16 protein-coding genes are annotated in these 20,547 nt (G+C 73.6%); 10 read left to right on the plus strand and 6 right to left on the minus strand.

The features are described 5' to 3' along the window. Window positions 1-60 precede the first annotated feature (60 nt). Window positions 61-1,176: an MFS transporter gene (locus KZQ38_RS14415; RefSeq protein WP_219442233.1), complete on the minus strand. Its 1,116-nt coding sequence runs from the start codon at window positions 1,174-1,176 to the stop codon at window positions 61-63. A 636-nt stretch (window positions 1,177-1,812) separates the two neighbouring features. Here KZQ38_RS14415 and KZQ38_RS14420 point away from each other — a divergent pair. The 4 genes from KZQ38_RS14420 to KZQ38_RS14435 are packed head-to-tail and all read left to right on the plus strand — an operon-like array spanning window position 1,813 to window position 5,699. Continuing rightward, window positions 1,813-2,802 (plus strand): protein kinase family protein, encoded by a 990-nt coding sequence (locus KZQ38_RS14420; protein ID WP_219442235.1) that lies wholly within the window; start codon window positions 1,813-1,815, stop codon window positions 2,800-2,802. Between the two features lies 1 nt (window position 2,803). Beyond that, the gene (locus tag KZQ38_RS14425) at window positions 2,804-3,784 is read left to right on the plus strand and encodes a hypothetical protein (RefSeq protein WP_219442237.1); all 981 of its coding nucleotides are present in this window, start codon (window positions 2,804-2,806) and stop codon (window positions 3,782-3,784) included. Further along, window positions 3,781-5,016 carry an adenylosuccinate synthetase gene (locus tag KZQ38_RS14430; RefSeq protein ID WP_219442238.1) on the plus strand — a complete coding sequence of 412 codons (1,236 nt, stop codon included), beginning with the start codon at window positions 3,781-3,783 and terminating at the stop codon, window positions 5,014-5,016. Before KZQ38_RS14425 ends, KZQ38_RS14430 begins: the two co-directional genes overlap by 4 nt. A 20-nt stretch (window positions 5,017-5,036) precedes the next feature. Continuing rightward, a complete protein-coding gene (locus tag KZQ38_RS14435; protein WP_257901416.1) occupies window positions 5,037-5,699 on the plus strand; it encodes an NUDIX hydrolase in 663 nt (220 codons plus the stop codon). Here KZQ38_RS14435 and KZQ38_RS14440 read toward each other — a convergent pair. Beyond that, window positions 5,678-7,177 (minus strand): amidase, encoded by a 1,500-nt coding sequence (locus KZQ38_RS14440; RefSeq protein ID WP_219442240.1) that lies wholly within the window; start codon window positions 7,175-7,177, stop codon window positions 5,678-5,680. The genes KZQ38_RS14435 and KZQ38_RS14440 overlap by 22 nt on opposite strands. A 174-nt stretch (window positions 7,178-7,351) precedes the next feature. On the opposite strand from KZQ38_RS14440, the gene KZQ38_RS14445 reads away from it, so the two are divergent. From KZQ38_RS14445 to KZQ38_RS14455, 3 genes are all read left to right on the plus strand, one after another. Further along, a complete protein-coding gene (locus KZQ38_RS14445; protein WP_219442242.1) occupies window positions 7,352-8,158 on the plus strand; it encodes a PP2C family protein-serine/threonine phosphatase in 807 nt (268 codons plus the stop codon). 80 nt (window positions 8,159-8,238) lie between these two features. After that, complete coding sequence (locus KZQ38_RS14450) at window positions 8,239-10,626, plus strand: HAD-IC family P-type ATPase (protein ID WP_219442244.1); 2,388 nt, start codon at window positions 8,239-8,241, stop codon at window positions 10,624-10,626. Window positions 10,627-11,022: 396 nt separating this feature from the next. Next, window positions 11,023-13,086, plus strand: coding sequence for a diguanylate cyclase (locus tag KZQ38_RS14455; RefSeq protein ID WP_219442246.1), 2,064 nt, complete (start codon window positions 11,023-11,025; stop codon window positions 13,084-13,086). Here KZQ38_RS14455 and KZQ38_RS14460 read toward each other — a convergent pair. Then, window positions 13,063-13,734, minus strand: coding sequence for a thiaminase II/PqqC family protein (locus tag KZQ38_RS14460; protein WP_219442248.1), 672 nt, complete (start codon window positions 13,732-13,734; stop codon window positions 13,063-13,065). The two genes, KZQ38_RS14455 and KZQ38_RS14460, sit on opposite strands and share 24 nt — an antisense overlap. A gap of 624 nt (window positions 13,735-14,358) precedes the next feature. Then, entirely contained in the window at window positions 14,359-14,952 is a 594-nt protein-coding gene (locus tag KZQ38_RS14465; RefSeq protein ID WP_219442250.1) for a TetR/AcrR family transcriptional regulator, read from the minus strand. An 86-nt stretch (window positions 14,953-15,038) separates the two neighbouring features. Here KZQ38_RS14465 and KZQ38_RS14470 point away from each other — a divergent pair, with 86 nt between their 5' ends. Together KZQ38_RS14470 and KZQ38_RS14475 are read left to right on the plus strand one after the other, a co-directional pair. After that, a complete protein-coding gene (locus tag KZQ38_RS14470; RefSeq protein WP_219442251.1) occupies window positions 15,039-16,769 on the plus strand; it encodes an ABC transporter ATP-binding protein in 1,731 nt (576 codons plus the stop codon). Beyond that, a complete protein-coding gene (locus KZQ38_RS14475) occupies window positions 16,766-18,625 on the plus strand; it encodes an ABC transporter ATP-binding protein (protein ID WP_219442253.1) in 1,860 nt (619 codons plus the stop codon). Before KZQ38_RS14470 ends, KZQ38_RS14475 begins: the two co-directional genes overlap by 4 nt. A 53-nt stretch (window positions 18,626-18,678) precedes the next feature. On the opposite strand, the gene KZQ38_RS14480 is transcribed toward KZQ38_RS14475, so the two are convergent. Continuing rightward, complete coding sequence (locus KZQ38_RS14480) at window positions 18,679-19,080, minus strand: ribonuclease domain-containing protein (protein ID WP_257901499.1); 402 nt, start codon at window positions 19,078-19,080, stop codon at window positions 18,679-18,681. A gap of 174 nt (window positions 19,081-19,254) precedes the next feature. On the opposite strand from KZQ38_RS14480, the gene KZQ38_RS14485 reads away from it, so the two are divergent. After that, window positions 19,255-20,118 (plus strand): class I SAM-dependent methyltransferase, encoded by an 864-nt coding sequence (locus KZQ38_RS14485; protein WP_219442256.1) that lies wholly within the window; start codon window positions 19,255-19,257, stop codon window positions 20,116-20,118. Here the strand turns inward: KZQ38_RS14485 and KZQ38_RS14490 are convergent. Beyond that, window positions 20,115-20,522: a lasso peptide biosynthesis B2 protein gene (locus KZQ38_RS14490; protein WP_308258400.1), complete on the minus strand. Its 408-nt coding sequence runs from the start codon at window positions 20,520-20,522 to the stop codon at window positions 20,115-20,117. The two genes, KZQ38_RS14485 and KZQ38_RS14490, sit on opposite strands and share 4 nt — an antisense overlap. Window positions 20,523-20,547 lie beyond the last annotated feature (25 nt).

Here is a 20,547-nt window from a genome sequence, read left to right on the forward strand (position 1 = left end):
AGCAGGACCGGCGCGACGGCGAGGTCATCCTGTCCGCGCCCGCCGTGTTCGTGGCCTGCCCTAGCGGCGGAGGCGGGGTGTCGCGGCCAGGGTGAGGACGGCGGCCAGGGCGAGGAGGCCGCCGGGCAGGCCGGTCGCGGTGGCGACGCCGCCGACCAGCAGCGGCCCGCCGGCGTCGCCCAGTTCACGGCCCACCTCGGCGCTGCCCATGGTCTGCCCCAGGCGTTCGCGCGGGGTCGTGGCGGCCAGCGCGGCGAAGCCCAGGGGTGTCACCAGGCCCGCGCCCGCGCCGATCGCGACGGCCGCGGCGAACGTCACGGGCAGGGCGGGCGCGAGGGCGGCGGCCAGGTAGCCGGCGGCGGCGAGCAGCAGGCCCGCGGACATGCCGGTGGTCTCCCGCAGGCGGCCGGCGTCGCGGGCGCGGCCGGCGAACGGCTGCACGATCGCCGCGGCGGCGGCCATGGCGGACACGGCCAGACCCGCGACCAGCGGCCCGGCCGACGCGGTGTGCACCGGGAGGAAGCCGACACCGACGGCGAGGGCGGCGGTGGACGCGGCGAGCGCGGTCGTCGGCCGCAGGAAACCGGGCGCGGCCAGGCGGCGGCCGAGGTCGAGGAGGGTCTGCCGGGTGCGTGGCAGCGGCGGGACGGCCGGGACGACCGCGAGCGCCCACCCGGCGACGGCGACCGCCAGCACGCCGAGCACGGCGAACAGCAGCGGGTACCCGCCGAGCGCGGTGAGGATGCCGCCGAGCAGCGGGCCGAGGGTGTAGCCGAGGCCCTTCCACGCGCCGTAGCCGCCGAACGCGCGGCCGTGCGCGGACTCCGGGGTCAGGCGGGCGACGAGGGCGCTCGCGGCCGGGGAGAACGCCGCGGCCGCCGCGCCCTGCCCGAGCCGGGCGAGACCGACCGCGCCCGCGTCGCCGGCGAGGACGAACGCGGCGGACGCGACGGCGAACGCGAGCAACCCGCCCAGCAGCACCGGCCGCGGACCGATCCGGTCGGCGAGCGAGCCGAACACGGGTTTGAGGAGGATCTCCGCCCCGTCGTAGACGGCCAGCAGGATGCCGAGCGCGAGCAGTGACGTGTGGGTGTAGCCGCCCAGGCCGGCGGCGATGCCGTGCGCGCCGAAAGCGGTCACGAATCCCGCCGCGTACAGAGGCAGAACGGTCTTCATGGCGTGCTCCCCCGGCTCGTGCTCGCGCGAACGGTACCCGACGGGGGCGGGCGCGAGGTCGGCCGATCGCCCCTGCCGTCAGGCGCCAACCGCCCGCGGGGCTGGGACCGAGCGGGGCTGGCGGGGGGTGGGAGCCGGGCAGGGGTCGGCTCGGACCTGGACCGCCGCGGGGCACGGGCCGGATCGGGTCGAGCGAGGCGGGGCGACGCGGAACGGCGGGGTGACGCGGGGCGGCGCGGCGCGAGGCGGCGCGAGGCGGCGCGAGGCGGCGCGAGGCGGCGCGAGGCGGGCGGCGCGGGGCGCGAGGCGAGGCGAGGCGGCGCGGCGCGAGGCGGGGCGCGAGGCGGGGCGAGGCGGGGCGGCGCGGGGCGGCGCGGGGCGAGGCGGGGCGCGGGGCGGCGCGGGGCGGCGCGGGGCGAGGCGAGGCGGGGCGAGGCGGGGCGGGGCGGAGCGGCGCGGGGCGGAGCGGCGCGGGGCGGAGCGGCGCGGGGCGGAGCGGCGCGGGGCGGGGCGGGGCGGAGCAAGCTGACCGTCCGCGACCCCCACACCCAAATCAGCCCATCCGAGCGTCCCCCTTCCGCCGCATCCGATGACGCACTGTTGCCGATCCCGGTTTGAGTCAGTTAGACTCAAACCATGTTCACGAGGGAAGAGGCGCTCCGACTGGTCGAAGGCGCTTCGGCAGACGACCTGTTCGGCCCGGCCGAACCCGACCGCCACCCCGAAGCCCGACAGCGTTACCGGGCACTGGTCACCGCCCTGCACCCCGACCACTCGGGCCCGCACGACACGCGGGCACACGCGGCCTCCGCCGACCTGACCCGGCTCTACGACCAGTGGCGGCGCACCCGGCCGGTCGTGCTGCACACCCCGCGCGGCAGTTACACCGTCGGCACGCGGCACGCCGTCGGCAGCGTCGCGAACGTCTACCGCACCGACCGCCACGTCGTGAAGATCGTGCGCAACCCGGCGCTCAACCCCCTGCTGCACAACGAATGGGCGGCTCTGCGCACGCTCCGCCGGTTCACCGACGAGCACGACTGGCTGCGCCCCTACTACCCGGAACTGGTCGACACCGGCGACGTCCGCCGCGGCGAACGGGCGTTCACCGTGCTGGAACCGCTGGTCGACGGGTTCGTGACGCTGGCCGACGTGCGCCGGGCCTTCCCCGCCGGCCTCGACGGGCGCGACTGGGCGTGGATGCACCGCAGGCTGCTGCGCGCCGTGGCGGGCGCGCACCGGGCCGGGCTGGTGCACGGCGCGATCGTCGCGGACAACGTCCTGGTGCACCCCGCGCAACACGGCGTGGTGCTCGCCGGGTGGTCGTTCGCGGTCGAGGAGGGCCAACCGCTGCCCGCCACCGCCAAGTCCATTACCTACCCACCGGAGGTCGGCGGCCCGGTGACCGCGGCCACGGATGTCCACATGGCACACGCGCTGATGCTGGACATGTTGGCCCCCAACGAAAAACAGCAACGCGCGTTCGCGCGCGGCTGCACGCAGGACGACCCGGCACGCCGCCCGGACGCCGCCGCCCTGCTCGCCGAGTACGACGAACTGCTCGAAGAACTGCACGGCGCGCGGGTGTTCCGCCCGTTCGCCCTGCCCGAGACGACAGGAGCCTGACATGGGACACGGCAAGTGGGACGACAACGCCTACGCGGCGGCCCGCACCTTCCGCGCGGCCAAGGGGATCGACGACTTCGGCTACTCCTCGGGCCTGCGCTCGCGGCCCCGCGACCAGTGGAAGGCGCACCCGTCGCTGGACCCGCTGGACGTGGCGGCACGCGAGTGCCGGGACTCGGCGGAGCACGCCGACTCGACGCCGATCGCGGTGCTGTTCGACGTGACCGGCTCGATGCGCCGGGTGCCGCAGATCATGCAGGGCAAGCTGGGCAAGCTGCACGGCCTGTTGCAGCGCAAGGGTTACGTGACCGACCCGCAGCTGATGTTCGGCGCGATCGGCGACGCCGACAGCGACCGCGTGCCGCTCCAGGTGGGGCAGTTCGAGTCGGACAACCGGATGGACGAGCAGCTGCGCACGATCTTCCTGGAGGGCAACGGCGGCGGGCAGAAGAGCGAGTCGTACGAGCTGGCCGCCTACTTCGTGGCCCGCCACGTGGTGACCGACGCCTGGCAGAAGCGGGGCCGCAAGGGCTACCTGTTCCTGATCGGCGACGAGCTGAACAAGCCGCGCCTGGAAGCCCGGCACATCCGGCGCGTCATCGGCGACGACGTGCGCCAGGACATCGACCCCGCGTCGGTGTACCGGGAGCTGGCCCGCAAGTGGCACGTGTACTTCGTGCTGCCCAACCAGTCCTCGTACTACGACGACCCGCAGATCGCCGAGCACTGGCACGACCTCCTCGGGCAGAACTTCCTCAAGCTGGACGACCCCGGCGCGGTGTGCGAGCTGATCGCCGCGACGATCGGCGTGGAGGAGCGCGTGGTCGACCTGGACCAGGCGCTGGTCGACCTGGCCGACGTGGGCTCGGCCGCCGAGCGGGACGCGGTCGGCAAGGCGCTGGTCCGGGTCGGCTCGCGGAAGTTGGCGACGTCGGCCGCTCCCCCGCGGCTCGACGGCCCCGACGACGTGACGCTGTCATGACCGGGCACGTGGTCGTCGTCGGGCTCGGGTTCGGCGACGAGGGCAAGGGCGCGGTGGTGGACGCGCTGTGCGCCGACGGGTCGGTGTCGGCGGTCGTGCGGTTCAACGGCGGCGCGCAGGCCGCGCACAACGTCGTCGCCGGCGGCAGGCACCACACGTTCAGCCAGTTCGGGTCGGGCACGCTCGCGGGTGTGCCCACCGTGCTGTCCCGGCACGTGCTGGTCGAACCGCTCGCCCTGGCCGCCGAGTCGCGGGAACTGGCCGCGCTCGGCGTGCCGGACCCGCTGCGGCTGCTGTCGGTGGACGCCGACGCGTTGCTGACGACACCGTGGCACGTCGCGGCCAACCGGGCGCGGGAGGACGCCCGCGGTCGCGACCGGCACGGGTCGTGCGGCAAGGGCATCGGCGAGACGGTCTGGTACTCGCTGCTCGCCGACGCCCGGCCCGGCGACGTCGTGGAGGACCAGGTAGTACCGGGCACGCCGGGCGAAGCGCCACGCGTGGGCGACTGCGCGTCGCCCCGCGCGTTGCGCCGCAAGCTGGACGCGCTCGCCCGCTGCTACGCGCCCCTGGTCGGCGACCGGTACGGGGTGGACGACCTGGTGGCGGTCTACCGGGAGTTCGCCGACGCCGTGCGGTTCACGTCGGGCGACGAGGTGGGCCGCCTCGCCGACCGGGGCAGGCTGGTGTTCGAGGGCGCGCAGGGTTTCCTGCTGGACGAGCGGCACGGGTTCCACCCGCACACCACGTGGTCCTCGGTGACCCCGCGCAACGCGCGGGAACTGCTGGGCGGGCGGCCCGCGCGGGTGCTGGGCGTGACCCGCACCTACCAGACGCGGCACGGCGCGGGCCCGCTGCCGACCGAGGACCCGGCGGTGCGCGACCGGTTCCCGGAGCGGCACAACGGGACCGGCGAGTACCAGGGCGCGTGGCGGGCCGGGCACCTGGACGCCGTGCTGCTGCGCTACGCCGCGGCGGTGTGCGGGGTGGACGCGCTGGCCGTGACCCACCTGGACGCCGACGACCTGTCCGTGGCCACCTCCTACCGGCACACCGGCGGCACGACCACCCGCCTGCGCCGGGGCGTGCTGCCCGCCGGGTGCGCACCGGTGCTGGAGCCGCTGCCCGACCCGGAAACGTGGCTGGCACGCGAGTTCGGCGTGCCGGTGGAGGTCGCGGGCCGCGGTCCGGACCGGGCCGACTACGCCGTGCGCGTGCCGGCGACGGCCTGACGTGCGGGACAATCACCGCCATGGCGGTGATCGAGTCGACGTTGGTGTCCGTGGACGTGCTCGCGCTGCGGTTCGACCCGGACGCGCGGACCGTCCTGCTCGGTGTCGCGCCCCGCGCGCTCGACCCGTTCGCCGGCCGGTTGGCGTTGCCCGGCGTGCTGCTGGGCCGGGGCGAACGGCTGCGGGACGCCGCGTTGCGCGCGGTGACCGGCAAACTCGGCCTGGACGGTTCGGCGGTGTCGGCGACCGGTCAGCTGAGGACCTTCGACGAACCCTCGCGCGACCCCCGCGGGCCGACGCTGTCGGTGGCGCTGTGGGCGACGCTCGAACCCACCGCGCCGGCCGACGGGCCGACCTGGGCGCCGCTGGACGCCGTGCCGCCGCTGGCGTTCGACCACGACCGGATCGTGGCCGACTGCCGACCGGTGCTGGCCGACCGGCTGTGGCGGGACACGCCGTTCACCGCCGGCCTGCTGGGCCGGGAGTTCACCACGGCGCAGGCGCTGGACGTGACCGAGTCGCTGACCGGCGACCGGCCCTACCCCGCGAACCTGGGCCGCACCATGGACCGCGTGCCCGGACTGGAGCGCACGGCCCAGCACGCGGCGGCGCTGCCCAAGGGCGGCCGACCGCCCCTGGTGTGGCGCTGGACGGCGATCGGTCAGGGCAGCGACGGCAGGTAGCGCGGCGCCTGCCGCGCGCGGGTGGCCTGCTCGAACGCCGCCGCGTACCGCAGCACCCGCGCGTCCGCGTCCCGCCCGGCCATGAACGACAGCCCGATCGGCAGCGGACCGGCGAACCCGGCGGGCACCGACGCGTTCGGGTAGCCGGCCGCCGCCGCGGGCGTCGAGCTGCCCAGCACGTAGGCGTCGCCCGCCGCGTAGTCGGTCCGCCACGCGGGCGAGTTGGTCGGGGCGACGATCACGTCCAACCGGTGTGCCGCCAGCACCTCGTCCAGGGACCGCCGCGCCAGGTCGGTCGTGGTGCGGCGCTGCTCCCGGTACACCGGGTCGCTCAGCGGCGGCGCGTCGCGGGCCGCGAGGAACAGCTCCTGCCCGAACCGGCTCAGCTCCACCGGGTCGCGCTCGTTGAACGCGATCAGGTCGTCCACCGTGCGGTGCGGACCCGGCCGGGTCGCGAGGTACCGCGCCAGGTCGTGCTTGAACTCCGCGGTCAACGCCGGGAACTCCGCCGCGCCCACCTGCTCCTGGTAGGGCAGCTCGACGTCCACGACGGTCGCGCCCGCGCGGCGCAGCGCCGCCACGGCCGAGTCCACCACGCGGTCCACCTCCGGGCTCGCGCCGGCGTGCCGCCACACGCCGATCCGCGCACCCGGCAGCACGTCGCCGCCCACGCGGTAGTCGCCGCCGCGCCGGTCCAGCACCGACATCAGCAACGCCGCGTCCACCACGTGCCGCGCCATCGGCCCCGCGGTGTCCTGCACCGACGAGATCGGCACGATCCCGTCCGCGCTGACCCGGCCCAACGTCGGCTTCAACCCGACCACGCCGTTCTGCCCGGCCGGGCAGACGATCGAACCGTCGGTCTCCGTGCCCACCGCGACCTGCGCCAAGGACGCCGCCACCGCCGCGCCCGAACCCGACGAGGAACCGCACGGGTTGCGGTCCAGCACGTGCGGGTTGTTCGTCTGCCCGCCCACCGCGGACCAGCCGGAGGTGGAGCGGGTGGAGCGGAAGTTCGCCCACTCCGACAGGTTCGTCTTGCCGAGGACCACCGCGCCCGCCGCCCGCAGCCGCCGCACCAGTTCCGCGTCGTCGCGAGGCGGGACGCGCAACGCGCGGGAACCCGCCGTGCTCGCCAGCCCCTTGGTGTCGATGTTGTCCTTGAGCAGCACGGGGATGCCGTCCAGCGGACCGCGGGCACGGCCGTCGGCACGCCGCCGGTCGCTCGCCGCGGCCTGCGCGAGCGCCGTCGGGTCCACCGCGAGCACCGCACGCACCCGGCCGTCCACCTCCCGGATGCGGCGCAGGTAGGCGCGGGTCAGGTCGACCGAGGTGAGGCTGCCCGCCTCGAACCGGCGGGCCAGGTCCGGGATGGTCGCCGCGTCCAGGTCGAACCCGAGTGCCGCGCCACGTGGCTCCGCGACCGCGGGTGGCGCGATGAGCAGCACGGCGAGCGCGACGGCGAGCAGTGATCGCATGGCGTCCAGTCCAACCCGGACACGGGCGGCGGTAAACCCCCCATTGGGCGCAGCCGGTAACGCCGTCCGCCGAAACCAGAATCCCCGCACAGGCAACTCACAGGTTGCGCTCAGCATCCACACGGACCATCGGTGGCAGAGAACGCACACCGGGCACGCACACCGGAGGCCGCCATGACCGCCTTGGACCACGCGGTACGCCGCACCACCGGCTGGGCCACCGCACGCGGACACCGCCGGGTGCCCGCCGACGCCGCCGCCGCGCGCACCTCCGCCGGCCGGTTCGCGATCGCCGTCGCGGACGGCGTCGGCGACACCGCCGAGGCCGCGCTCGCCGCCCAACTCGCCGTCACCGCCGCCGTCGACGAGGCGTGGGCCGCGGACACCGCCGGCGCGCCGCCCGCCGTGCGCCACGCCCTCTCCGGTGACGCTCCCACCATCCCCGTCGGCCGGTCACCCGACGACGGAACGCCCGCCATCCCGACCCGCCGGTCGCACGACGGGCCGGCTCCCCCACCACGCGACATCGAACCCGGGGACGGCACCGGCGACCTCCACACCGGCGACACCACCTTCGCCGTCGCCGCGGGCGACGCCGAACACGGCTGGACCGTCACGTGGGTGGGCGACTGCCGCGCGTACTTCGTGCCCGACACCGCCGCCGCACCGGTCCTGCTCACCGCGGACCACACGCTCGGTCAGTACCTGCGCGACCGGGACGTCCGAGCGCACCCCGGCATGGACCACGTCGTCACCACCACCGCCCGCAAGGGCGTGCCCGGCTTCGCCACCGGACCCGCGGGCGCGGGCCGCCTCGTCCTGCTCACCAACGGCGTGCACCACCACCTCGACGCCGCGGCGATCGCCCGCGTGGCCCGCGAGGTCGCCGACCCGGCGACCGCCGCCCGCGTCCTGGTCGACGCCGCCATCGCGGCGGGCGGCTCCGACAACGCCGCCGCGACCGTCGCCGACGTGCGCTGAGCACCGGGCGGTCGGGTGACCTGGTCGGGCACGGCCGGATCACCGGGGGCAGGATGGCCGCAGAACCGGTGGAGGTGGGGATGTCCGAGAGGTCCGTGCTGGTCGCGCCCGACGCCGCGAACGGCCTGACCGGCGAGCAGGTCGCCGAGCGCGTCGCCGACGGCCGCACCAACGCGGTCGGCGCGCAGACCAGCCGCAGCACGGCGCAGATCATCCGCGCCAACGTCGTCACCCCGTTCAACGGGCTGCTGCTGACCCTGTTCATCGTCATCCTCACCACCGGCCGGTGGCAGAACGGCCTGTTCGGGCTGGTGATCGTCGCCAACACGGCCATCGGCGTGTTCCAGGAGCTGCGCGCCAAGCGCACCCTCGACCGGCTCGCCGTGCTCAACGCGCCGCACGCCCGCGTCATCCGCGACGGCGAGACCTCCGAGATCGAGGTGGCCGGGGTCGTCGCCGACGACCTGATCGAGCTGCGCACCGGTGACCAGGTGGTCGCCGACGGCTCCGTCACCGCCACCACCGGCCTGGAGGTCGACGAGTCCCTGCTCACCGGGGAGTCCGACCCCGTGCACAAGTCCGTCGGCGACGAGGTCCGGTCCGGTTCCATCGTCGTCGCCGGCACCGGCCGGTTCCGCGCCACCCACGTCGGCGCGGACGCCTACGCCACCCGGCTCACCGCCGAGGCGCGCCGGTTCACCGTCGTGCACTCCGAACTCGTCGCGGGCACCAACAGGCTGCTGCGCTGGATCTCGCTGATGATGCTGGTCGTCGCGCCGCTGCTGCTGTGGAGCCAGTTCCGCGTGCCCGACAACGACGAGTGGCAGGACGCCGTCACCGGCGCCGTCGCCGCACTCGTCGGCATGGTCCCCGAGGGCCTGGTCCTGCTCACCAGCCTGGCGTTCATGATCGCCGCGGTCTCCCTCGCCCGGAAGCAGACCCTGGTCCAGGAACTGCCCGCGGTCGAGGTCCTCGCCCGCGTCGACACCGTCTGCCTGGACAAGACCGGCACCCTCACCCACGGCGACATCGTGTACGACCGGCTCGTCGTCGAGCCCGAGGACGAACCCGACGTCCGCGAGGCCCTGGCGCTGTGCGCCGCCGCGCCCGACGCCAACGCCACCTCCACCGCCCTCGCCGCCGAGTTCACCACGCCGAAGTGGCGGCGGACCGGCGGCGTCCCGTTCTCCTCCGCCCGCAAGTGGTCCGCCGTGACCGCCGAGGACCACGGCACCTGGGTGCTCGGCGCGCCCGAGATGGTGTTCCCCGACGCGGGCGACCAACCCCTCCTGGGCACCGCCGCCGAGATCGCCGCCGAAGGCCGGCGCGTCCTCGTGCTCGGCCACACCGAGAACGCCGTGGAGGGCTCGGAGCTGCCCACCGACCTCACGCCGCGCGCCCTCGTCGTGCTCGCCGAGCACATCCGCGACGACGCACCCGACACCCTGCGCTACTTCACGGAGCAGGGCGTCACCCTCAAGGTCATCTCCGGCGACAACCCGCGCACCGTGGGCGCGGTCGCGGTGCGCGTCGGGCTGCCCGGCATCAGCCACGCCGAGGAAGCCGTGGACGCGCGGACCCTGCCCGAGGACCCCGACCAGCTCGCCGCCGTGCTGGAGGACAAGGCCGTCTTCGGCCGCGTCACACCGCAGCAGAAGCGCGCCATCGTCGGCGCGCTCCAGCGCCGCGGTCACGTCGTGGCCATGACCGGCGACGGCGTCAACGACGCCATGGCGCTCAAGGACGCGGACATCGGCGTGGCCATGGGCAACGGCGCCGCCGCGACCCGCGCCGTGGCCCAACTTGTGCTGCTGGACAGCCGGTTCGCGCACCTGCCGGACGTCGTCGCCGAAGGTCGCCGGGTCATCGCCAACATCGAGCGCGCCGCGAACCTGTTCGTGGTGAAGAACGTCTACTCGCTGGTGCTCGCCATGATCGTGGTCGCCACCAGCCTCGCCTACCCGCTGGCGCCCATCCAGCTGACCCTCATCTCCGCCACCACCATCGGCATCCCCGGCTTCGTGCTCGCGCTCGCGCCCAACCACCGCCGTTACGTCCCCGGCTTCCTGCGGCGGGTGCTGCGGCTCGCGCTGCCGACCGGGTTGGTCATCGGCATCGCGGCGTACGCGGGCTACCTCACCATCCGCGGTCTGGAGCCGGAGGCGGACCGGTCGGCGGCGCAGACCGTCGCGACCGTCGTCGTCGCCATCGCGTCGTTGTGGACGCTGTCGCTGCTGGCGCGGCCGTTCAACACGTGGAAGGTCGCGCTGCTCGCCGGGCTCGCGGGGGTGCTCGCGCTGGTCCTCGCCGTGCCCGCGATCGGGCACGGGATCTTCCTGCTGGCGGTGACCCCGCAACGCCTCCTGGTCGGCGCGGCCATCGGCGGCGTGGCGGCCCTGCTGGTGGAGGTGATCGGCCGCGTCATCCTCCGCCCGGTCCGGGAGGACTCACCCGTGCTGCCCCGCTGAGCCGGGCGCATCGGGCAGGTCGTGCGCCGAGCAGCGCGCGCCGATGGGCTCGTGCGTATCGGGGTGGCCCGCTGCGGCGGGGCGGCTCGGCTGACGCGGGGCGGTGCCGTCCTTCCAGGCATGTGCGAGAACTGTCGGGTTCTCCGGCGCGGCGACCCCCTGCTTTTTGGTTTCTTTCAATCAACACTGAAGCTATAGGAAGGAATATTCCACTCATGATCAGGCGCGATGGAGCGTCGCGACCGAGAGTGATCGACACCGTGGCGGTCAACACGAATGGACCAGTCGACCTCGCTTTCGCCCCCGTCGACCGGTGCGGCATGATCCAACGGCGGTAAGCGCCGCCACTGCCGCGTGCCAAGCCGTCCCACTTTCCGGCGACAGCGGAGTCCACCCATGAACGTGCACGGCCCACACCCGGTCGCGGGCAGGGCCTGGCTCGGCTACCTGGGGGCCGGGTTGGTGGCGATCGCGGTGTACTACGCGATCCCCCGCGAGGGACTGGGCGTCGGCGCGCGGGTCGTCATGTACTGCCTCACCAGCGCGTCCGCCGCGGTCGTCGTCGTGTCCGTCGCGCTGCGCCGGCGTGACGGCGCGCGGTTGCCGTGGCTGCTGCTCGGTCTCGGCCAGGTGGTCTACTCGATCGCCGACTCGACCTTCTACGTCCTGCACTACCTGCTCGACCGGACCGGCTACCCCTCCCCCGCCGACGCCTTCTACCTCGGGCACTACCCGTTGACGGTGGCGGCGCTGCTGTTGTTCGTCCGCCGCCGCACGCCCGGCCGCGATCTCCCGAGCGCCCTGGACGCGTCCGTGCTGGCGGTGGTCGCGGCGATGCTGTCGTGGCTGTACCTGATCGGCCCACGTGCCCGGCTCGACCAGCCGGTGGTGGTCACGATCGCCACGGTCGCCTACCCGGTCATGGACCTCGCGATGCTGGCCGTGGCGATCCGGTTGTTCATGGGCAGCGGCAAGCGGCCCGGCGCGTTCGTGCTGCTGTCGGCGAACCTGCTGGCCATCCTGACCGCCGACACGCTGTACGTGCTCCAGCAGCTGAACGGCACGTTCCAGGCGGGCAACTACCTGGACGCCATCTGGCTCGGCGGCAACCTCGCGCTGGGCGCGGCGGCACTGCACCCCGCGATGGGCGCCGTGGCCGAGCCGACCGCCGTGCGCGAGAACGTGCTCGGCCCCGCCCGGCTGGCCGCCCTGTGCGCCGCGGCCCTCGTCGCGCCCGCGATGCTGGTGGTGCAGCACGCCACCGGCCGGTTCCACGACGTGCCGGTGATCGCCGCGGCGTGCGCGACGCTGTTCGGCCTGGTGATCGCCCGGTTAGCGGCGTTGGTGGCCGACCAGCGGCGGTTGGCCATCACGGACGCGCTGACCGGGTTGCACACGCGCCGGTTCTTCGTCGCGCAACTGCCCATCGAGGTGGAACGGGCACGTCGGTCGGGCGGTTCGGTCGCCGTGTTCATCGCCGACGTGGACCGGTTCAAGTCCATCAACGACGGGCACGGCCACCCGGCGGGCGACCGCGTGCTGGCGGAGATCGCCGACCGGTTGCGCCGTGCGGCGCGGGCGGGCGACGTGGTCGCCCGGTACGGCGGCGAGGAGTTCGCGCTGCTGGTGCCGGGCGCGGGACCGGGCGAGCTGACGGCCATCGCGCAACGCCTGCGCGATGCCGTCGCGGACCGGCCGATCGCCGCCACCGACACGTTGTGGCTGCCCGCGACGGTGTCCGTCGGCGCGGCCTGCTACCCGGAGCACGGCGGCGACCCGGCCGAGGTGATCGCCGCGGCCGACCGCTCGCTGTACGCGGCGAAGCTCGCGGGCCGCGACCGGGTCGTGGTCGGAACGACGCACGCCGACTGCGAGCCCGCCATGCTCGACCACCTGTGCCGCGTCGCGGACCAGGTGGACCGCAAGCAGCGCGCGCCGCACAGCAGCCGCGCGGTGGCCAGGTGGACGCGGTTGCTGGCGCTCGAACTCGGGCACGACGAGCGGGCCGCGCACATCGCCGAACTCGCGGGCAGGCTGCACGACATCGGCAAGATCGTCGTGCCGGACGCGGTGCTGTCCAAGCCGTCCGCGCTGGACCCGGAGGAGTGGCGGGTGGTGCGTCAGCACGCCGACCACGGTTTCCGGCTGGCGGACACGCTGCCTGGCTTCTTCCCGGTGGCGCAGGCGATCCGGCAGCACCACGAGCGGTACGACGGCAGCGGCTACCCGCAGGGCCTCGCCGGTGGCGCCATCCGCTGGGAGGCGCGGCTGATCGCCGTGTGCGACGTGTGGGCGGCGATGCTCACCGAACGCCCCTACCGACCCGCCCGCACCGTGGACGAGGCGCGTCGTGAACTGCGCGCGGGGCGCGGCACGCGGTACGACCCGGACGTGGTGGACCTGTTCCTGGACCTCCACGCGGGGGGTCGCATCGACTCACCCGGCCGGGTGCCCGGCTAGCTCGGCCAGGGTGTTCCAGAACAGCAGCTCGAAACCTTGCAGCAGGCGCACGATCTCCACCGCGCCGTCGAACGACACCCCGGCGTCCAGCCCGGCCTGCACGGCGGCCAGGCCCTGCTCCTCCAGTTCCGGCACGGGCGAGCCGAAGAACTCGAAGAAGGCCACCGCGTCGTCGGCGAAGCCGTAGTGCTCGCGCAGCGCCCCGGCGAGGGAGCCGCAGTACGCGCCGAACTCGGCGAAGTTGGTCAGCATCGCGAGCGCGGCCACCTCGGGGCGGGCGTTCAGCGCGAGCCACCCCACGTAGGCCGCGTACGCCTGGCAACCCGGCCGCGGCCGGTAGGCGCGGACCGCGTGCTCGTCCAACCCGGCCGCCGCGGCGAGGGGTGGCAGCAGCGGGAGCGCGAGGCTCTCCCCCTGCGCCAAGCCGCTGAAGAACGCGCGCCCGGCGGGGTCCTCGGCGCGGGCCGCGAGGGTGAGGAACGCACGCCAGTCGCCGGGCACGATCCGGCTCTCCTCGGCTGCCAGCGCGCCGATGACCCCGACCGGCACGCGCCCGGCGGCGACCAGGGGCAGGAACCGGTTCTCGCCGTGTTCGCCCGCGACTTCCCGCCGGATGCGGTCGAGCAGCTCTCGCGCCGAGTCGGCCATCGGTTCGCACTCCCTGAAGCGCCGTGGGCAACGTCCGCGCCAGCCTAGGTGAAGATCGTCCACGCGGGTCCGCACACCCCGTAGGGCGTTGGCGATGTCCACGCTCCGGGGTGGAGCGGCTGGACGGAGAGACGGGATGGGACCGGCGGCGGGGTCCGCGCGACGGCGGGGCGAGGGGCGCGCCGGGCGCGGCGCGGCGGGACAGGGGCGGCGCGGCAGCAGGGCGGGGCCGCAGGGTGCGGCGGCGCGGCGGCGCGAGGCGCGGTGGGAAGGCGGGGCCGCAGGGTGCGGCGAGGCGCGGCGGCGCGAGGCAGGGTGCGGCGGCGCGAGGCGGCAGGGTGCGGCGGCGCGGCGCAGGGCGGAGGCGCGGCAGCGGCGGCGGTTGGCGTGGCGGCGGTCAGGGCAGCGGCAGCCGGGGTGGGCGGGGGGGTGGCTCGTGCGGCGGGGTGGGGGTTGGGGTGCGGCGGGGTCGGGAGCTTGGCGCCTGGGGTGCACCCGCTCTACCTGACCCCGCCGCGTGCCGGTCGACCTCCCCGCCACCGGCCGCCCGGGTCGGCGGTGACCCGGGGCACACACTGTGCGCCACGCCGCTTGAGAAATTCTTGAACAACGCGCACTCACACCTCAGTCAAGCCGCAAACCACGCAACAACGGGAGGTAGATGTCGTCCACCAGCTCCTCCAACACGGCCCCGTCGAGCGCCTGACACGTGATGTACTCGTTGCGCACCAGGTCGAGAGGTGCGCGCAAGGCTCGCGGCGGCAGGTGGAGGGGCGCCAGCTCACCCCGCGCCACGGCCCGCTCCACGATCTCCCGCACGGCCTCGGTCAACGGCATCGGCTGGGTGAGCCGCGAACGGAGCAGGTCGGCGACCTCCGGGTGGCGGAACGCCTCGGCCATCACGCCTGCCACCATCTCGGACATCATGCTGCCGGTGCGCAACCCGATGCGGGTGAACAACGTCAACAGGTCCGAGCGCAGGGCTCCGGTGTCGGGCACGTCGCCGAACGCCGGCATCCGCTGCTGCCACGCGGCCACGGCGAGTTCGGCCCGGTTCTTCCACCGGCGGTAGAGGACGGGCTTGCTGGTGCCCGCCCGCGCGGCGACGGCTTCGACGGTGAACCGGGCGTACCCGACCTCGCGCAGCTCCGCCCACGCCGCGTCGAGGATCGCCCGCTCCAGCTCGGCGCCGCGGCGGCGCGACTTCGGCTCCGACACCCTACCCCTAAGATACTTTGCGTTTCTTAACCCTCGGGTCTACTGTGCCCTACACTAAAACCCGGTCCGTTTCTTGGGGGGAAACGTTGCTATACCGGCTACTCCGGACATTTCTCCGCCCGTACCGGCGCGAGCTGACGGTGATCCTGGTGCTCCAGTTCATCGGCACGGTCGCGTCGCTGTACCTGCCCAGCCTCAACGCCGACATCATCGATTTCGGCATCGCCACCGGCAACACCGGCTACATCATGTCCACCGGCGGCTGGATGCTGGCGGTCAGCGTGCTCCAGATCCTCTGCTCCGGCGGAGCCGTCTACTACAGCGCGCGCACCGCCATGCGGTTCGGCCGGGACGTGCGCTCGGCCGTCTTCCACCGGGTCGGCGAGTTCTCCGCGCGCGAGGTCAACGCGTTCGGCCCGTCCTCGTTGATCACCCGCACCACCAACGACGTGCAGCAGGTGCAGACCCTCGTGGTGATGGTGTGCACCATGCTGGTCACCGCGCCGATCATGTGCGCGGCGGGCATCGTGATGGCGCTGCGCGAGGACGTCGGCCTGTCCTGGCTGCTCGCGGTGTGCGTGCCCGCCATGGTGGTCGCGATCGGCCTGATCGTGATCCGCATGGTTCCGCAGTTCCGGCTCATGCAGGAACGCATCGACGCGGTCAACCGGGTGCTGCGGGAGCAGCTCTCCGGCATCCGCGTGGTGCGCGCGTTCGTGCGGGAACGCGCCGAGACCAAGCGGTTCGCCGACGCCAACGCCGCGCTGACCGACACCGCCCTGCGGGTCGGCCGGCTCCAGGCGTTGATCTTCCCGGTCGTCATGCTGATGTTCAACGGTTCCAGCGTCGCCGTCCTGTGGTTCGGCGCGCAGCGCCTGGACACCGGCGAGATGCAGATCGGCTCCCTGACCGCGTTCCTCAGCTACCTCATGCAGATCCTGATGGCCGTGATGATGGCGACGTTCATCTCCATGATGGTCCCGCGTGCCACCGTCTGCGCCGAGCGCATCAACGAGGTGCTGGACACCGAATCGTCCGTGACGCCGCCGTCCGCACCGGTGCGGGAGCTGCGCACGCGGGCCGAGGTGGAGTTCCGGCAGGCCGAGTTCCGCTACCCCGGCGCGGCCGAGCCCGTGCTGCGGGACATCGCGTTCCGGGCCGAGGCGGGCCGCACCACCGCGATCATCGGCAGCACCGGCGCGGGCAAGACCACGCTGGTCTCGCTCATCCCCCGGCTGATGGACGCCACCGGCGGCGCGGTGCTGGTCAACGGCTCCGACGTCCGGGCGGTCGACCCGGACGTGCTGTGCGACCGGCTCGGCCTGGTGCCGCAGCGGCCGTACCTGTTCACCGGCACGGTCGCGAGCAACCTGCGCTACGGCAAGCCCGACGCCTCCGACGAGGAGCTGTGGGATGCGCTGGAGATCGCGCAGGCCGCGGACTTCGTGCGGGAGATGGGTGGCCTGGACGCCGCCATCGCCCAGGGCGGCACGAACGTCTCCGGCGGTCAGCGGCAGCGGCTGTCCATCGCGCGTGCCCTGGTCCGGAGGCCGGACGTGTACCTGTTCGACGACGCGTTCTCCGCGCTCGACCTGGCCACCGACGCCCGGTTGCGCGCGGCGCTGCGCCCGCACACCGCGGACTCCGTGGTGATCGTCGTCGCGCAACGCGTGTCCACCATCATCGACGCCGAGCAGATCGTCGTGCTGGACAACGGCGAGGTCGTCGGCATCGGCACCCACCACGAACTGCTGGACACCTGCCCCACCTACGTGGAGATCGTCCAGTCCCAGCTGACCACGGAGCAGGCGGCATGAGCGCCCCGACCACGAAGCGACCCGCGACGCCCACCCGCCTGGGCGGCGGCGGGTTCCCCGGCGGCGGCATCCCGATGGGCAAGGCGGACGACTTCGGCTCGTCCGCCAAGCGGCTGGTCCGCCGGCTGCGGCACGAGCGGGCCGCGTTGTCCGCCGTGATCGCCCTCGGCGTGATCAGCGTCGCGCTGGCCGTGGTGGGACCGAAGATCCTCGGTTACGCCACGGACATCATCTTCAACGGCATCCTCGCGCGGTGGCGTGGCGAACCCGGCGCGGGCATCGACTTCCGCGCGCTGGGCGAAGTGCTCGCCTGGGTTTTCGTGCTGTACCTGGCGTCGTCGCTGTTCGGCTGGGTGCAGGGCCGCATCCTCAACAACGTCGTGCAGCGGTTCGTGTTCCGGATGCGCGCCGAGGTGGAGGACAAGCTCCACCGGCTCCCGCTGCGCTACTTCGACGGCCAGCCGCGCGGCGAACTGCTGTCCCGCGTCACCAATGACATCGACAACGTGTCCACCACGCTCCAGCAGACGCTGAGCCAGTTGCTCACCGCGCTGCTCACGGTGATCGGCGTGCTGGTCATGATGGTCACCATCTCGCCGCTGCTGTCGTTGATCGCGCTGGCCCTGATCCCGATCTCGGTGCTGGCCACCAACGGCATCCGGAAGCGGTCGCAGAAGCTGTTCATCGCGCAGTGGAAGCACACCGGGGCGCTCAACGCGCACATCGAGGAGTCGTTCACGGGTCACCAGCTGGTGAAGGTGTTCGGCCGCCAGCGCGAGTCGGAGGAGGAGTTCCGCCGCCGCAACGACGAGCTGCTGGACTCGTCGCTGGGCGCGCAGTTCATCTCCGGTCTGATCATGCCGACGATGATGTTCCTGTCGAACATCACCTACGTGGCCGTGGCCGTGGTGGGCGGTCTGCGCATCACGTCCGGCGCGATGTCGTTGGGCGAGGTGCAGGCGTTCATCCAGTACGCGCGCCAGTTCACCCAGCCGCTGACGCAGGTGGCGTCGATGGCGAACCTGATGCAGTCCGGCGTCGCCTCGGCCGAGCGGGTGTTCGAGCTGCTCGACGCCGAGGAGCAGTCCCCCGACCCGGCGGACGCGGTGGTGCCCGCCGAGCGCCGGGGCCGCGTGGAGTTCACGGACGTGGCGTTCTCCTACCAGGAGGACCAGCCGCTGATCCGGGACCTGTCGTTGGTCGCCGAGCCGGGTCACACCATCGCCATTGTCGGCCCGACCGGCGCGGGCAAGACCACGCTGGTCAACCTGATCATGCGGTTCTACGAGCTGGACGCGGGCCGGATCACGCTGGACGGCGTCGACATCACCGCCATGCGGCGCGAGGACCTGCGGGCCCAGACCGGCATGGTGCTCCAGGACACCTGGCTGTTCGGCGGCACGATCCGGGACAACATCGCCTACGGCAAGCCGGACGCCACCGAGGAGGAGATCGTCGCCGCCGCGCGCGCCACCTACGTGGACCGGTTCGTGCGGACCCTGCCCGACGGGTACGACACTGTGATCGACGAGGAGGGCTCGAACGTCAGCGCGGGCGAGAAGCAGCTGATCACCATCGCGCGGGCGTTCCTGGCGGACCCGTCCCTGCTGATCCTGGACGAGGCGACCAGCTCGGTCGACACCCGCACCGAGTCGCTGGTGCAGCACGCGATGGCGGCGCTGCGGTCCTCGCGGACCAGTTTCGTGATCGCCCACCGGCTGTCCACGATCCGCGACGCCGACCTGATCCTGGTGATGGAGTCGGGTCGGATCGTGGAGCAGGGCACCCACGAGGAGCTGATCGCCCACGAGGGCGCGTACCACCGGCTGTACTCGGCCCAGTTCGCGACCGCGTGACCGACCCCGCCCGCGGCTCCCGCTCGTCCGGGGGCCGCGGGCGGGGTCGCCGGTCAGAGCAGGTGGAAGTCCTGGTAGTGGTTGTCGGTGTACCAGCCGGTCTCGGTGGTGTGGTCGACCACGATGCGGTGCGCGTCGCGGCGGTCACCGCACTGGCGCGGGTAGACGTCGAACTCGCGGTACGTGCCGAGGGGACGAACGGGCAGCTGGCCTTCCCGGTTGCCGAACGTGCCGCCGCCGGTGATGCACCGGCCGTCCGCGAGGTGGTTGGTGACGCGCTTCGGCGGCCAGCCCTCGCCCTGCCAGTACCGGTAGGCGGACCGCGCGTCGTCGCAGGTCGCGAGGCGGCAGTGGGCGAAGACCTCCGCCGTGGCCGTGAACGTCACCGCCGGCACGCCACCACCGACCAGACCGGCGATCAGGGCCAGCAGGACCGCACCACGCCGCAAAGCCATCCGGAACACCGGGCCTCCACTCTGGACACGAAACTTGGCGGCCCCGACTGAAGCACCCCGCGCCGACCCGCGCCAGGCAACCACCGGGCTGTCACACCTCCCGGTGAGGCCAACCGACCGCGTGGTTGTCCGACGCGGGGGTTTGGCGGGCGGTGGGCGGGGTAGCGCCTCGTCATGCACTCGGCAGACGACCGGCGGCGCGGCACCCCGTTCGCCGACCTGGCACGGCGCTTCGCCGATCGGCTGGCCGCGGTCCGCCCGCACGGCGACGTCCACTTCGTCCGGCCGGACTGGGCGCGGCGCAACGTCGAGCTCGAACGCGACCTGCTGCCCACTCCCCCGGCGGACTTCCTGCGCCACCCGTCGATCGCGTTCCAGATGTTCGTCAACGAGCGGCTGCTGCCACACGAACTGCCCTATGTGCGTGCCCGGATCACCGACGAACGCCTGCTCGCCGAACCACCGGTCGGCGGGCCGCCCACGGTCCCCCTGCCGGGCAGCGACATCCGCACGTCGTCCAACACCGTGCACCAGTTGTTCCACCTGCTGCGTTACCAGGAGGCGACCGGCTGGCGGATCGACGACGCCGCGACGATCGTGGAGTGGGGCGGCGGCTTCGGGGCGCTGATGCGCTTGGTGGTCGCCATGCACAGCGGTGAGCCGACCTGCGTCATCTTCGACACCCCGGTCTTCAGCGCCGTGCAGTGGCTCTACCTGTCCGCCGTGCTCGGGGAGGAGCGGGTCGTGCTGCACCACGCGTCACCGGTGCGGCCCGTCACCGGGCGCGTCAACCTGGTGCCGATCGGTCTGGTCGGCACGACGGAGGTGGACGCGGACCTGTTCATCTCCAACTGGGCGCTCAACGAGAGCATGGCGAAGGCCAGGGAGGCGGTCGTGGCACGCCACTGGTTCGGCGCCGACTCGCTGCTGCTGGCCATGCACGCCGGGGACCCGTTCGCCGGCACCGTGCTGGGTGCGGGCGCGCGCATGGTGCCGATCGGCGATTTCCTGCCCGGCCAGCAGTACCTGGTCGCTTAGGCCACCGTCATCAGGACGTAGAAGCCTTCCGTGCCGGGCAGTTCGCCCACCGGCCGGCCGTCCGCCTCGACCCAGGCGTGCGCGGTGAAGGGCTCGGTCCGCACGCCGACCCGCCAGGTGGGCCAGGTGCCGTGGGCCCGGCAGATCAGGGCGGTGGCGATCGAGCGCGCGAGGCAACCCTCACCGGCGCAGTGGAGGCTGACCGTGGTCACCGCCTCGCGGGCACGTGCGGTCGCGCGGTAGGGGGCGGGCCTCGCGCCACGCCGCAGCGTGCGCAGCAGCGCCCGCAGCCGCTCGGGCGACAGGAAAGTCAGCAGGCGCGCGATGACGACGGCGACCGTCGCCTCCAGGCGGCGGCCGAAACCCAGTGAGCGGCGGACGGGCAGTGCTTCCGGTGTGGTCACGAGAACACCTTTCGCGGCGTGGCGG

It is taken from the genome of Saccharothrix obliqua (assembly GCF_019375475.1).
Classification (GTDB): domain Bacteria; phylum Actinomycetota; class Actinomycetes; order Mycobacteriales; family Pseudonocardiaceae; genus Actinosynnema; species Actinosynnema obliqua.

What these genes read in the sequence shown, in the direction of transcription:
- KZQ38_RS14415 (WP_219442233.1), bottom strand. Translation starts at nt 1,176, where the DNA reads ATGAAGACCGTTCTGCCTCTGTACGCGGCGGGATTCGTGACCGCTTTC.
- KZQ38_RS14420 (WP_219442235.1), top strand. Translation starts at nt 1,813, where the DNA reads ATGTTCACGAGGGAAGAGGCGCTCCGACTGGTCGAAGGCGCTTCGGCA.
- KZQ38_RS14425 (WP_219442237.1), top strand. Translation starts at nt 2,804, where the DNA reads ATGGGACACGGCAAGTGGGACGACAACGCCTACGCGGCGGCCCGCACC.
- KZQ38_RS14430 (WP_219442238.1), top strand. Translation starts at nt 3,781, where the DNA reads ATGACCGGGCACGTGGTCGTCGTCGGGCTCGGGTTCGGCGACGAGGGC.
- KZQ38_RS14435 (WP_257901416.1), top strand. Translation starts at nt 5,037, where the DNA reads ATGGCGGTGATCGAGTCGACGTTGGTGTCCGTGGACGTGCTCGCGCTG.
- KZQ38_RS14440 (WP_219442240.1), bottom strand. Translation starts at nt 7,177, where the DNA reads ATGCGATCACTGCTCGCCGTCGCGCTCGCCGTGCTGCTCATCGCGCCA.
- KZQ38_RS14445 (WP_219442242.1), top strand. Translation starts at nt 7,352, where the DNA reads ATGACCGCCTTGGACCACGCGGTACGCCGCACCACCGGCTGGGCCACC.
- KZQ38_RS14450 (WP_219442244.1), top strand. Translation starts at nt 8,239, where the DNA reads ATGTCCGAGAGGTCCGTGCTGGTCGCGCCCGACGCCGCGAACGGCCTG.
- KZQ38_RS14455 (WP_219442246.1), top strand. Translation starts at nt 11,023, where the DNA reads ATGAACGTGCACGGCCCACACCCGGTCGCGGGCAGGGCCTGGCTCGGC.
- KZQ38_RS14460 (WP_219442248.1), bottom strand. Translation starts at nt 13,734, where the DNA reads ATGGCCGACTCGGCGCGAGAGCTGCTCGACCGCATCCGGCGGGAAGTC.
- KZQ38_RS14475 (WP_219442253.1), top strand. Translation starts at nt 16,766, where the DNA reads ATGAGCGCCCCGACCACGAAGCGACCCGCGACGCCCACCCGCCTGGGC.
- KZQ38_RS14480 (WP_257901499.1), bottom strand. Translation starts at nt 19,080, where the DNA reads ATGGCTTTGCGGCGTGGTGCGGTCCTGCTGGCCCTGATCGCCGGTCTG.
- KZQ38_RS14485 (WP_219442256.1), top strand. Translation starts at nt 19,255, where the DNA reads ATGCACTCGGCAGACGACCGGCGGCGCGGCACCCCGTTCGCCGACCTG.